Raw genomic sequence first — 12803 nt, forward strand, 5'->3', positions numbered from 1 at the left:
GGCCATGGACTTCATGTCGGATCAGCTATTCGACGGCCGCCCAATCCGGATCCTGACCGTGGTGGACATCCACACGCGAGAGGGGCTCTCGACAACACCGAGAGCCAACTTCCGGGCGGCGCAGGTGGTCGAGGTTCTGGATCAGCTCGTACGCCTCCGGGGCAAGCCGAAGAGCCTGAGGGTTGATAATGGCCCGGAGTTCGCCGGTCGCCTGCTCGACCACTGGGCCTACCTGAACGGGGTCGAGATCGACTTCTCGCGCCCCGGAAAACCCACGGACAACGCGTTCATCGAGGCGTTCAACGCCCGGCTCCGGGCCGAGTGCCTGAACGCGTCCTGGTTCCTGTCCTTGGCGGACGCCAAGGAGCGCATCGAGGAATGGAGGTGCCACTACAACGAGGAGAGACCCCACTCAGCACTTGGCAACTTGACCCCGAGCGCCTTCGCCAACCAAGCTCAACCAGCCCGAGAACTTGCATAGACCCCGGACCAAAGTTGGGGCGCGGACCACGAGGCGTGGGGGACTTCCCTGGAGGTTGGCACCGTCCCGCGGGGTAGACTCCACGAGTGAGGCGTGTGCCCAAGCGCCAGGAACGGACGCGAGACACAGCAGCAACGCAAGCCATACGGCGCGCAGGTAGCCGAGGAGGATCATGGGTCCCGTTTCCCTTCCGGCTGCCTGCGTCCCGTGTCAGCTCTTCGGCGTGACGCGGACGCTGTAGGCCGGGTAGCGCAGGCGCTCCCCAGGGGCCGAGGGACGCTCGATCCAGCGCGACACCTTCCCGCCCTCGCAGTCTTGGACGACGGGGAAGTAGAGGGTCGCGCCCGGCTCGGCCGGAGTGCGGATGAGGATTGCAAACTCCTGGTACTGGTCATCCGGCAAAATTCCACCTTGCCAGGACAACTCTCGTGGAACATGCGCCGTGCCGTGCTCGCCCTGGACGGTCACGCCACCCTCCACGCGGGACGTCAGCGTCCAGCCCGCGAGGGGCATCGCTTTCGCGCCTCGCAGTTCCGGCGGCACCTGGAGACGAATGCCAATGGTGGCCGCCCCCTCGCAGCCATGCGGGACACGGATGGCGATGCGGACGTAGCTGTCCGCTGGAAGGGTCGATTGGTCCACCGTGATATGCGCCAAGGCGGGGACAGAGAAGAGCGCAGTGCCGAGGGCAGCGAGGCCGACGAGAGAGCGGATCATGGGGTCTTCTCCTGAACGAGGGGCATCGGGTTTCGTGGAAGAGGGTGGGGTTCACAGGCCAAGGCGCTGGGCCGCGGCGAGAGCCGCCTCCCGGGCCTGGCCGTCCATCCAGACGCGGCCAGCGCGCACCCGCGTCATGACCTCTGGGCCGACCAGCTCTGGCGTGCCCTTGTGGAACGGCAGCACCGGCTCGTACTCGAGGAAGAGCTGGACCCGCTCGGCCGCCTCCTGACCGCGCAGCAGGACAGCAAGGGTCAGGCCGAAGTCGAGGCCTGCCGTCGCACCGGCACCGGTTAGCCGGTTCCGGTCCTGGACCACGCGTGCGTTGACCCTGGTGGCGCCCAGTAGCGGCAGGAGGTCGGCCACGCCCCAATGCGCGGTCGCCTGGTATCCGCGCAGGAGACCGGCGGCGCCGAGCACGAGGCCGCCTGTGCAGACGCTCGTCACGTAGCGCGCACTGCTTCCCCGGTCAGCGAGGAAGTCCAGCACAGCCGCACTCTTCATGCAGGCGACCGACCCCATCAGCCCACCCGGCACGAAAAGAACGTCAAGATCGCGGGGACACTCGTCTAGGGTGCAGGTCGGCATGATCGGAACGCTCAGCTCCGTCAGGACCGGCTCCCTCGTTTCCCCGACAAGGTGGATGTCGGAGCCGAGCATGTTGAGGATCGTCTGGGGCCCGATCAGGTCGAGCATGATCATCTGCGGGTAGACCAGCATCGCGACCTTTAGCGGTGCAGGCGCTCCTGGCCGCTGCAGCATGCGGGGCCTGGGCAGCGGCTGGGGCGCTGTCTGGGCCAGGGCGGTCGATGCGGCCGAACCGGCGAGCCCTCCGACCAGGGCAGAGGTGGCGAGGCGGCGCCGGGAAAGGCCGGTCTCCGCCGGGGCGGTGTCGTTCTCGGACATGTCGTCCTCCTCAGAACTGGGCGGTGAGTGATGCGAGCACGGTGAAGGGCACGTTCACCCGGAGGGTGTTCGCGCCGTCCGTGTCGTAGATGCGTTGCTGGTTGATGTTCTGGACGTTGACCTGGGCACGCATGGGCGTGCGCGAGACCTCGAAGCGGTACCAGGCTGCCGCATCGAGCCGGGCATAGGCGGGCAGCGAGAAGGTGTTGGGTAGCGTCGCCTCGCGTCGGGTTTCGGCCCGCACGCCGCCGCCGATCCCGACGCCTCGAAGGGGCGATCCCTCGCCGAACTCGTAGGTGGTCCAGATCGTGCCCGCATGCCGGGCCACACCCGCGAGGACGTCCCCGACCGGCAGGCGGTTGTCACGCTCCACCTGGGCCTCGGTAAAGGCGTAGCTCGCCACAGCGTTCCACCCCGGTAGGATCTCGCCCGCCAGATCGACCTCCACGCCGCGGCTGCGCTGCTCTCCGGACGCGATAGAGAAGAGCGGGTTAGCCGGATCCGTGGTCGGTACATTCGTGCGGGTAATGTGGAACAGGGCGACCGTCGCCTGCGCCCGACCGCCGAGCAGGGCCTGTTTGACCCCGACCTCGAACTGCTCGGAGGTGCTGGGCGACAGGGCGGCACCGCTCGCCATGGTCGCGGTCGTCGGCACGAACGAGTTAGCCCAATTCGCGAACACGGTCGTGTCCATGACCGGCTCGTAGGAGACGCCCACCCTCGGCGAGAAGCGCGCGGCCGAGTTCTCGCCTGCCACGCCGGTGATGCGATTCAGGCTTGAGGTGTCGGTTGAATCGTAGCGTCCACCCAGCAGGACCCGCAGTCCGGGGGCGAGGGTGACGAAATCCTGCACGTAGCCCGCGTGGTTCATGAAGCTGCTACGAGTATTGGAGACGAGGCGCGCGGCACCTGGAACCACACCGTAGACAGGACTACGCAGGTCAAGGTTGGGCAGGGTGGATTGGAACCCCACCGAGGTGGTCGCGCTCCAATAAGACTCGACCCCGACAAGCCAATCGTGGCGGACAGGGCCGGTCATGAAGGTGCCGGAGAGCTCGTTCTGCAGGTCGTAGTCGCGGATGTGCTGCGGCCCGAAGATCGCGGTGCGCTGGACCGTCCGGTTGTCGGCAAGGATGCGGAGCGTCGAGAAGCGGTCGGTGCCGAGGTCGTAGTCTACCCCGGAGGCGTTGAAGCCGGACCTGAAGCGTAAGCCCTCACCGAAGGAGTGGACCCAGTTGTAGCTGACCCGCCCGGCGTCGCGGCGCGACGTCCCCTGGTTTGGGTCGTCGAAGTTCCGGGCGAGCGGCAGGGACAGGGTCTGCCGGGAAAGAGGCGATTGGTAGATGCCGTAGCTAAAGTCGGTGCGGAGGTACTGCGCCCGGATCACCACCTCGTCTTGTTCCGTAGGGCGCCAGCGGAGCGAGGTATTGATGAACTGGGTGCTCGACCCGCCGAAATCCCGGTAAGAGGTGCTGCGATCCAGAGCGGCGTTAAGGCGGATCCCCAGGGTTCCGTTTCCGGTGATGTCTCCCTCGTTGATGTCAAAAGTGGAGCGGAATAGGCCGTAGTTGCCGATCGTGCCGCTCACCGCCCCAAAGCGGCCGTCCACTGGGGCGCGCGTGACGATGTTCGCAACGCCGCCCGAGGAGAGGTTGCCGCCATAGAGGACGGAGGCAGGCCCCTTCAGGATGTCGATCCGCTCAATACCCTGCACATCCTGCTGGTTACTCGTTTCGCGGAATCCGTCGCGAAGATTGGCGGAGCCGTCGTTGAACCCTCGGATCCGCAGGGCGACTGAGCCGGGTACGGCGTTGCTGCTTGTCGCCCCGCTGACTGTCTCGACCGCCTGGCGCACGGTCAGAGCGGCACGGTCCTGGATCAGGGTGTCCGGCACCACTTGGACGGACACCGGCACGTCCTGGATCGGAGCCGGAAGGCGAAGCGCCGTCGAGGACTCCGGGGCGAGATAGCCTCGGATGCTGGGAGGCGTCCCGGTCACCGAGACTTCGGGCACCCGGACCAGGTCACCGACGAGCGGGTCCGGTGCCAATGCCTGCTGAGCCAAGGCCGGTACGGTGAGACCTGGCGAGGCGAGTAGGGCGAAGCTCAGGACGATGGCTGGAGCGGCACGGGATAGGGCGCGCGTAGGGCGCGCGGAAAGATTCGCTGGGCGCATGCTGCGCTTTCCTGGATAGCGGTGAGGCGCGCGTGCACGGCACGCGCGACAAGGCCGGGCACGACGTAGGACGTCACACCCGGCAACGGACCGGTATCAGGACAGGGGTGGTGCTCTGGGCTGCTGTGGCGGAGCGCGCGGCGGAGTGGTCGGCAGCCCTTCCGTGCCGAACAGGTCAGCGACCAACTCGTAGCCGATGGGTTGGGCCAACCTAGGCGGCTCCGAAGGCGTGGTGGCCATCGGCCCCTGACACAGGGTGCAGCAATCGTCCGCCTGCACCAGCTCCAGGGGTTTGCCATCTTCGTCGAGGAGAACTTGGCGCCTACCCTCGTGAGTGCAGAGCTCGACTGCCTGTGCCGAAGCCAGCTGGGCCATGGCACGGGCATGCGGCAGCACGGCTCCCGCCCACTGCAGAAGCAGCAGGACGGCGAGGAGGCGTGCAGGACCTGTCCGTGGGCGGAGCATCGAGAGTGACTTACCCGACCGGCGCCCCGTTCGTCACGCCCTCAATTCGGACCCTATGCAGGACCAATTATCTCGCCCATCCGGGGGGACGTGGCGTCCAAGTGTCGGATCTCAGGCAGGGAACCTGATCCTCAGGTGATCCTGTCCCAAGGGGTCATCTGATCGTTCACGAGCGATAGTCAGGATGACTTTCGTTCACGAGACCCGATCCAGCTGTTCTGTTCAAATCTTGGTCCAGCCGGATCATTGGTCCACCCGGAGCTATGGCGAAGGAAGGTCCTTCGTCCGCAGTTTCAACGGAAGGGCAAATGGAGGGGCTGCTCAGTGTCCTGAGAGCCTCGCTGATGCCCGATTCAGAAGCGACCCTCTCCATCCACCACTTCTACGGCTGGAGCCTCTCCTGAAGCTTCTGCGTGGCGTGGCACGGCATGCCGCTAGTCGAAGGTCCGTCCCGCATCAGAAACAGGCCTGTCGGCCGACATGATCGGGAGCCTGGGAAAACGCCAGGGCCCCCGGCTTTCTACCTCCTGGCGTTTGCGAGCATGCCGAGCACCCAACCAACGGCCCCTGCTACCAGCAGCGCCGCGATGGGCGCTTGATTCACAGCGTCCGTGGCGGAGGCTCTGGTCGAGCTGAGCTGGTCAGCATAACCCGAAGCCTTCTTGGTTACGTCACGGGCCTTTCCGGCAATCGCTTCACCGGTGGTCCTGACCCGCTCGGCAGCGCCGCTCACTACGGCCTCGACTGTCCCGGCCCCAGCCTTACCCGCCGCCTCTAGGCCCCCAGCTGCTCGGCTCGCAACGCTCTCGACCCGATCTGCTGCGGCTTGCCCGGCGCCGCTGATCTGATCGGCCGCACCGCCAGTGCCAGTGCCAGGCGATGCATTGCCGGGCTTCTCAACCGACAAAGCTTCAGCCTTGCTCTCAGCGCCTTCTTCAACGCGCTGGGCCGTATGTTCGAAGGCGGCGAAGCCGCTATCAGTGGCCTTGGGATCGGTACCGCTCATCTGGATCATACCCTCATTCTTCAGCACAACGCCGGGCATGCAGCCGAGTTGAAACTGTGATGACCCGGCCCGACCGATCCGGCCGAGTAAGAGGGTGGATAGGTCCAAGCGCTCTGATCCCTGGAGCGTGGGTCGGACTGCGGCTCAGATCTAAACCTTCCTGACCGTCCCACCAAATCGGCAGATAGAAATGGGCCGAGTTAGGCCCGTTGGTGGTTAGTCTCTCGGTCCTTGGGAGTTTTGGGCGAAGGGCGAGCCGCATCTGCACACCGGTTCATCGATCCCGCGGCATGGCGATCTGGATCAAACTAGCTCTGCGGGGAACGGCAGCCTCCTCCAGAACACCAGTTCGGGGTGTCTCGCTCCGGTCGTCAGACCGTCAGCGGAAGCTTGATCTTGGACATGAGAACGCCCTTCCCAGGTGCCAGAACGCCTCCCCAGAGCCCCCGGTTTGGGGGCACTTCGCTTCCTTCTTATATTCAATAGATTCGGGCCTTGCAGGCCACTGAAAACAAACGGAAAAACAGGCATTTCAACTACACTTTGTTCGAAGTTCACTACAAGTCTGATTTCATCCACAGGCGATTGCACAGAAATTAGGCAGTTATTTTGCCTCTTCCACCGTGTTCCAAACATTCCCTTTCGAGGAGCTTGATCCCAGGTCTGCAGGGGGCAAGAGGCTTCTTCGCGGCGCTCAAGAACACCAGAAGCAGCAGCGGGAACTTCATGTCGATGGGCGCCTCCATGCCTGCGCGCGATCGTCCCTAGACCCAGTTGGAGCCTGACATGTTCCGTGACCTGTTCCTTACCTTGATCAATCTTTTGATCATTGAGCCTGCGCAGACCGAATTCAGCGCCCGTCTCACTCAGCTTGGGGCACCACCAACCATCATGCGGGACGTTGGCAGCTGTGTCTCGGCCGCTCCTCCTGTGCTCACCGAGATCTACACCGGGGATCCGGTCCGCGGCGTCCTGACGGCAGCAAGGATCTGGACGGGCCTGACGACCTACCAGGCCGTGCTGCAGGCCGACGTCCCAAGGTGCGGGCCCGCGCTGCAGGCTGCTCAGCCCTATCTGTCACGCAGTGGAAGCTAAGCGTGCCGAGGCTGGCTGAGGCAAGCGGTCCGGCGTCAGTTAGCCTTCACCCCTGCGTCCCGCAGCAGCCTCTGCCACTTGTCGGCCTCGGTACGAAGGAAGGCGTCGACCGAGGCCGGAGTGCTGTCCGGCACCACGGTGACACCCAGCTCTTCTAAGCGCGCCCGGAACTCCGACCTGGCGATCACGGCGTTCATGGCCCCGTTCATGCGCGCAATCGCCTCGGGCGGGGTACCCGCCCGTGCGAGAAGGGCGTTCCATGTGTAGGCCTCGTAGCCCGGCAGTGTCTCCGCCACGGTCGGGACCTCGGGCAGCTGCAACAAGCGTGTAGGCCCTGTCACCGCCAGAGCCCGGGCTTGGCCGGAACGGGCCATCGGGATCGCGGTCGCGGCGCTGTCGACGACCATCGCGATCTGCCCAGCCAGCATGTCCGCAACGGCGGGCGCGGCTCCACGATAAGGCACATGCACCACGTCCAGCGCCGCCTGCCGCTTCAGCAGCTCGGCCGCGAGGTGTTGGGCACTGCCGTTCCCGGCGGAGCCGTAGGCGAACCCGCCAGGCCTGCCGCGGAACAGCGCCAGTAGCTCGGGCAGGTTCCGGACCGGCAGGTCGCGGTTCACGAGAACGACCTGCGGCACCGTCCCCATCAAGGCAACGCCCCGGAAGTCGGCGACCGGGTCGAAGGCGAGGTTCGCCACCAGCACGGGGTTCACCACATGAGCGACGGTCCCGACCAGGAAGGTGTGGCCGTCCCGCGGGCCGTTAGCCACGGCACCCGTGCCGACCAAGGTGCCCGCGCCAGTGCGGTTCTCCACGACCACGCGCTGCGACAGGGAGGAGGAGAGCGCCTCGGCGAGTAGGCGGGCTGCGACGTCGGTCGGGCCACCGGCGGCGTAGGGCACGACCAATCGGATGGGCTGTGTGGGCCAGGTCTGCGCCAGGGCCGGGCGGGCGACCAGGACGCTCGTTGCGGCGAAAAGGGTGCGGCGCCTCACGACATCACCTCCACACGCCCGCCCAGACGGCACCCGAGGCCGTCCGGGTCGGTGCGCACCCGGATCTCGCTTGGGCGGCCCATGGCCTCGCCCTGACGCACAAGCAGCCCTGCCTCCGGTGCACCCAGGCCGTAGAAAAGCGCGGCGGCCGCGATGCCGGTCGCGGCGTCCTCGGGGTAGCCGGAGCTGCGCGGGAATTGGCGGGCGTGGACGACGCCGTCCGCGCCACCGGTCCAGGGGTAAAGGCCTGTGGAGCCGATTGCCTCGCAGGCCGCACGGACCCGCGCCTGGTCCGGGTTCAGGGCGTGTAGCCGCGCGAGGTCCACAACGGGCACGAGGGTCTTCACACGGCTTGTGGCGGCATTCAGCACGGAAGCGCCGGGGCGCAGGCCCGCCTCGGTCAGACCAAGGGCGGCCAGCACGTCCCCGGTTTCCGTGACCTCCTGCAGCCGCCCAGGAGGCTGGGTGATCTCGACCGCGCCGTCCGCGGCAAAGAGGGCCCGCACCGGCCCGGACAGCGTCTCGATGCGGAGCTCCGCCCCCAGGGCCTGCCCTCGAAGTCGGAGCAGCCAGGCAGCGCCCAGGGCCGCGTGGCCGCACATCTCCATCTCGTGCTCGGGCACGAAGAAGCGGAAGCGGAAGTCCGCCGTCCCGGGATCCTCTGGCGGCAGCACGAAGCCGCTCTCATGCCCGTAATTGGCGGCCAGGCCTCGCATGGCCTCAGTGTCCATGCCGCGCGCGTCGAGCACGACCGGGCAGGGATTGCCGCCGCCCGGCCCGGCCGGGAAGACGGAGAGCAGGATGGGTGGCGAGAGGTTCGGCTGCATGGGCGCATTCTGCCCCTCGGGGCACCCGACAGGCGCGCCCGATCGGGCCCTATTCCTCGCCCGATCGGGACGCCGAGGGTGGGCCGCTGGTGTGCTGGCGAAAGAGACGGGCGAGATGGGACGGCGAAGCCAGGCCCACGGCATGGGCAGCCGCGAGCACTCCCTGGCCCGCCCCGATCCGCTGGGCCGCCTCCCGGACCCGCAGCCCGCCCAGGTAGCTCGCGATGCTGGTGCCGGTGTGGCGCCGAAAGAGCCGTGTCATCTGGCGGCGGGACAAGCCGAAGCGGGTGGCGAGGTCATCCAGCGCGTGCGGTCCCTGCAGTCGGGCCCGGAGGTGCTCCGCGATCGCCTGCACGACGGCCGCACCGTGCTGGGCTGGCGCGGGCTCAGGCCCTGCCTCGGTTGCCTCCGCCAGCAGCAGGCGCTCGGCGAGTTCGGCTCGCTCGGATCCTTCCGGAAGGGCATCCCGGTAGGAGAGCAGTGGAAGCATCGTGGGTGGCAGTAAGCCCAGGTGCCAACCGCGCCCTGCCGGAAGCCAGCGTCCGAGCCGCGTGCCGGGTGCATAGAGGACGATGTGACGATGAGCTGCGTCCGCAGCCCTGGTGCGGTGGCCGACACCCGGAGCCACCAAGAGCGCCTCGCCGGGCCGGATCTGGCTTGGAGAAGGCCGCCCTTCCATCTCGAACACCATCAGTCCCTGCCTCGGTAGCAGGAGCATGGCGCAGTCGTGCGCGTGCCAGTCCGTGGCGTAGTCAGGCTGGGCGACCGTGGCGGCAGCCCAGTCAGCTTGGTTCAGGGCGAAGACCATGCCCCCTGGTATCAGTCACCGGTCACACGCGGCGAGCGGAAAGCGAATTGGTGTGAATGCGCTCAGAGGAGGCCTAGTCCGAAACAGGCGTCATGGCACTGTTCGTGCAGAAAACGGACGGAGGTGGGGTATGGGTGAGCGCTGATCAAAACCTCATTCTGTCGCTTACCTCGGGAAGAGGATCAGTCACTTACGGTAGCATTCGGGGGAGGGACCGGTCGGCCGCTCATGCAGACCTGGAGACCGGGCCTTCGGCCCACTGTTGGAAGGCAGCTGCCCAATGGCATGCTTAACAGACGAAACTGGCAGCAAAGATGCCGGGGCCTGGCCCCACTACCCGCAACGAGGCAGCGGTTCGGCAAACCGGCCGCCTGCCTTAGCTGACGGCCTGAGTGTTCCTGAATTTCGAGTTAACGGTCAGGGCAATGATCGCCAATCCCAGGGGCACAAAGGATAACCAGAGGACTGTGTTCCACCCATAGGCGTTCAGCAGGCCGCCTGACAGGAACGACCCGAACGCCATGGTCCCGAACACGGCGAAGTCGTTGAACGACTGAACCCGCGCCCTTTCCTCAGGCCGGTGGCATTCCAGCACCATGGCCGAGGCGCCGACGAAGCCGAAGTTCCAGCCGATGCCGAGCAGGATCAGGGTCAGCCAGAAGTGCGCCACGTCAAGGCCCGTCAGCCCGACGGAGGCTGACGCGGCAATCAGGGCCAGCCCTGTCAGCACCACCTTCGTTGCCCCGAAGCGCGTGATCAGCCGACCCGTGAAGAAGCTCGGGCCGTACATGGCTATCACGTGCCACTGGAGCCCGAGGTTCGAGGACTCCTGGGACAGGCCGCACATGTGCATGGCAAGCGGTGCCGCCGTCATCAAGAAGTTCATCAACAGGTAGCTCACCACCCCGCAGACCACGGCGGTGACAAAGCGCGGCTGCCTCACGATCAGCCCGAGCGGGCGGCCGCGTACAGCGCCCGTTGCCGCCGAAGGGGTGGGCAGCCGGACACCGATCAGGATGAAGGCGGATACCACCGCCACGGCGGCCTGTGCCAGGAAGGTGGCAGCGAACATGTGCGGCGGCCACAGGTTCATGGTGAATGTGACGAGCTGCGGGCCGATCACCCCGGCGAAGACGCCACCCGCCATGACGGCGGACAAGGCGCGCGCGCGACGTTCCGGCGGCGCGCAGTCGGCCGCAGCGAAGCGGAAGGAGAGCACCACGGCGGCGTAGGCACCGCCGAAGAAGGTGGCCAAGCAGAACAGCCAGAAGGAGCCCAGCACCATCGCCAGGGCGGCGAGCAGGCCCACCAGCACGCCGCAGCCCGCTCCCGTCAGGAACGCAGCCCGGCGGCCATGACGCTGGGCAATTACCCCGGCGGGCAAGGTGCAGGCCGCCATGCCCACCACGAAGATGGAAATCGGCAGGGTGGCCAGCGCCTTGTCGGGTGCCAGCATGTTGCCGACGATCGCACCCGTTGCGTAGACGACAGTGGCATTGGCCCCGGCCAGCGCCTGCACGACGGCCAGCCGCAGCACGTTGCCCTTCTCGTAGTGGTAGTAGTCGGCAGGGTCCGAGCTCGCCGTTGCGCTGGTCTGTGACATGGAATTCCTCAGGCCGTGAGAAGGCTCTGCCAGCGCGTGTCGCGCGGCGATGGGCGGCGGTGCAAGCGGCGATCAAGGAGCCTGCGAGCCTTGGCTGTTTCGCCGCTCCGCATCAAGGAGAGGAGAAGGGTGTCCTCCACGATCTCCCGCTGTGCGCCGCTGCCGCCGATGCGGGCGACCTCGGTGGCGACCGGCTCCAGGATGCGTGCGCACTCCGCGTAATCCTCCTCCGCAAATGCGAGAACCGCGCGGCAGATGGCAGACACCACGGAACCCGCAGCCAGGCTTCCCGCCTCGGCCAGCCCGGTCAGCGCCGCCACCCGGTGCTGAACCGCGCTCCTGTCGCCGGTCGCCGCAGCGAGGAGGGCCATGTGGACATCAGCGAAGGGGAACCCCGCCTTCGGGAAGGCGGACGCGGCGTAGGCAGACGCCTCGCCCCAGAGCTCCTTCGGCACGGCGTGGCCATAGACCTGCAGGCGCCACAGGAGAGAGGCCGTGTCGCTGACTACGTTGACCGGCATCCCGGCCGACACAGAGGGCTGAACGTGCTCTGCATAAATGGACAGGGCCTTGGCAGGGTCACCGCGCTCCAAGGCGCCCAAGGCGGAGTGCCAGGCGATGTGGCCATGAAGGGGACCGCTGCGGTCATAGCCCGGTAGCCATCCCTCGATGAGCCTCTCTGCATCCTCCCCTGCGCCGCCCTCGTACATGGCATGGGAAAGGGCATGGACTGCATTGGCATTGCTGGGCCGAAGGTCGAAGGCTCGTTGCGCCAGGGCGCGGCCGAAGCCGACCTCGCCATTCTCCGCATAGGACCAGCCGCGGTAGGTCAGGAACCACCAGTCATCTGTCTCGAAGTGCCGCACGTGACGCTCGCAGAAGTCCACCCTTGCTCTGTCGTGGTCCGCCATGCCGGAGAAGGCGAAGAGCCCGAAGGCGCCCAGTGGCAGGGAGAGGATCAGGACATCCCGGGGCCAGAGGTCGGCATGTGCCTGCGCCCGTTCGAGTGCCCTGGCCGACTGACCATTGATGGCGAGGGAGAGAACCTGAACATGGCTCCGCTCCCGCTCCGTCCCACGCTGGGCGCCGATCTCCAGGGCCGTCGCGATCCGGGCTTGGGCCATGCTAGGCTCGGCCCGGATGGCATGCAGGCGGGCACGGGCTGCATGGGCGAGGGCGAAGTCCGGGTCGACCGCTATTGCTGCCTCCAACGCCTCGGCGGCGCCAGGCCAGGCGGAGAGAAGCAGGTCAACTCCCTCCCGATAGTGTTCGGCCGCGAGGTCGGAAGCAGTCGAGATCGGCAGGCCGCGGCTGTCGAGGCGAGCCATGGCGGGTTCCTCATCCTGGAGATCGAAGGGCATCGGCATCCGGCGATACCCCGACGCTGCGACCAGCAAAGCTGAACCAGGCGTCATCTCGCGAGAGATAGCCGATCCGGTCCTGTCCGTATTTCTGTGAGACGACAATCTATATAGAGAATCGGACAAGATGGAGGACGCCCATGCTGTGGGAGACAATTGCAGCGCCACCAGGGCTGGCTGTCCCACAGCCGATGACGGTCCGGTCGCAGACGATCCCCGCGCGCCATTCCTTCCCAGAGCATGCCCACCACTGGAACCAGATGGTCTACGCCATCTCCGGGGTGCTGACGGTCGCGGCTGAGTGTCTATCCGGGAACAGCTAGAGTCATTTGAGTCGGTTGTGATTGGCTCGCGGCAGCGGGT

Annotated in this window: 12 protein-coding genes; 2 read left to right on the forward strand and 10 right to left on the reverse strand. The window is 66.6% G+C overall.

The features are described from left to right. Positions 1 to 481 (forward strand): integrase core domain-containing protein (locus tag ACFFIC_RS27860; protein WP_377056603.1); only part of this gene is annotated, 481 nt, incomplete at its 5' end. A gap of 210 nt (positions 482 to 691) precedes the next feature. On the opposite strand, the gene ACFFIC_RS27865 is transcribed toward ACFFIC_RS27860, so the two are convergent. From ACFFIC_RS27865 to ACFFIC_RS27885, 5 genes are all read right to left on the reverse strand, one after another. After that, on the reverse strand, positions 692 to 1198 hold the full coding sequence (locus ACFFIC_RS27865) for a YcnI family copper-binding membrane protein (RefSeq protein ID WP_377056605.1): 507 nt from the start codon (positions 1196 to 1198) through the stop codon (positions 692 to 694). 51 nt (positions 1199 to 1249) lie between these two features. Next, positions 1250 to 2104 carry a DJ-1/PfpI family protein gene (locus tag ACFFIC_RS27870; protein WP_377056607.1) on the reverse strand — a complete coding sequence of 285 codons (855 nt, stop codon included), beginning with the start codon at positions 2102 to 2104 and terminating at the stop codon, positions 1250 to 1252. A gap of 10 nt (positions 2105 to 2114) precedes the next feature. After that, positions 2115 to 4280: a TonB-dependent siderophore receptor gene (locus tag ACFFIC_RS27875; RefSeq protein WP_377056609.1), complete on the reverse strand. Its 2166-nt coding sequence runs from the start codon at positions 4278 to 4280 to the stop codon at positions 2115 to 2117. 96 nt (positions 4281 to 4376) lie between these two features. Beyond that, positions 4377 to 4745, reverse strand: coding sequence for a DUF2946 family protein (locus tag ACFFIC_RS27880; RefSeq protein WP_377056611.1), 369 nt, complete (start codon positions 4743 to 4745; stop codon positions 4377 to 4379). Between the two features lie 520 nt (positions 4746 to 5265). Continuing rightward, positions 5266 to 5859, reverse strand: a complete 594-nt coding sequence (locus ACFFIC_RS27885; RefSeq protein ID WP_377056613.1) for a hypothetical protein — start codon at positions 5857 to 5859, stop codon at positions 5266 to 5268. Between the two features lie 678 nt (positions 5860 to 6537). Between ACFFIC_RS27885 and ACFFIC_RS27890 the strand changes: the two genes are divergently transcribed. Continuing rightward, positions 6538 to 6846: a hypothetical protein gene (locus ACFFIC_RS27890; RefSeq protein WP_377056615.1), complete on the forward strand. Its 309-nt coding sequence runs from the start codon at positions 6538 to 6540 to the stop codon at positions 6844 to 6846. 35 nt (positions 6847 to 6881) lie between these two features. Here ACFFIC_RS27890 and ACFFIC_RS27895 read toward each other — a convergent pair whose 3' ends face one another. The 5 genes from ACFFIC_RS27895 to ACFFIC_RS27915 all read right to left on the reverse strand — a co-directional run bounded on the left by ACFFIC_RS27895 (position 6882) and on the right by ACFFIC_RS27915 (position 12407). Then, positions 6882 to 7841 carry a Bug family tripartite tricarboxylate transporter substrate binding protein gene (locus tag ACFFIC_RS27895; protein WP_377056617.1) on the reverse strand — a complete coding sequence of 320 codons (960 nt, stop codon included), beginning with the start codon at positions 7839 to 7841 and terminating at the stop codon, positions 6882 to 6884. Then, complete coding sequence (locus ACFFIC_RS27900) at positions 7838 to 8668, reverse strand: PhzF family phenazine biosynthesis protein (RefSeq protein WP_377056619.1); 831 nt, start codon at positions 8666 to 8668, stop codon at positions 7838 to 7840. Before ACFFIC_RS27900 ends, ACFFIC_RS27895 begins: the two co-directional genes overlap by 4 nt. Before the next feature lie 49 nt (positions 8669 to 8717). Then, the gene (locus ACFFIC_RS27905; RefSeq protein WP_377056621.1) at positions 8718 to 9476 is read right to left on the reverse strand and encodes a helix-turn-helix domain-containing protein; all 759 of its coding nucleotides are present in this window, start codon (positions 9474 to 9476) and stop codon (positions 8718 to 8720) included. Positions 9477 to 9852: 376 nt separating this feature from the next. Continuing rightward, on the reverse strand, positions 9853 to 11013 hold the full coding sequence (locus tag ACFFIC_RS27910; RefSeq protein ID WP_377056623.1) for an MFS transporter: 1161 nt from the start codon (positions 11011 to 11013) through the stop codon (positions 9853 to 9855). Positions 11014 to 11087: 74 nt separating this feature from the next. Further along, positions 11088 to 12407, reverse strand: a complete 1320-nt coding sequence (locus tag ACFFIC_RS27915) for a tetratricopeptide repeat protein (protein ID WP_377056625.1) — start codon at positions 12405 to 12407, stop codon at positions 11088 to 11090. Between the last annotated feature and the right edge of the window lie 396 nt (positions 12408 to 12803).

Origin of the sequence: Muricoccus vinaceus (assembly GCF_042433125.1) — a bacterium.
GTDB classification, from domain to species: Bacteria; Pseudomonadota; Alphaproteobacteria; order Acetobacterales; family Acetobacteraceae; genus Roseomonas; species Roseomonas vinacea.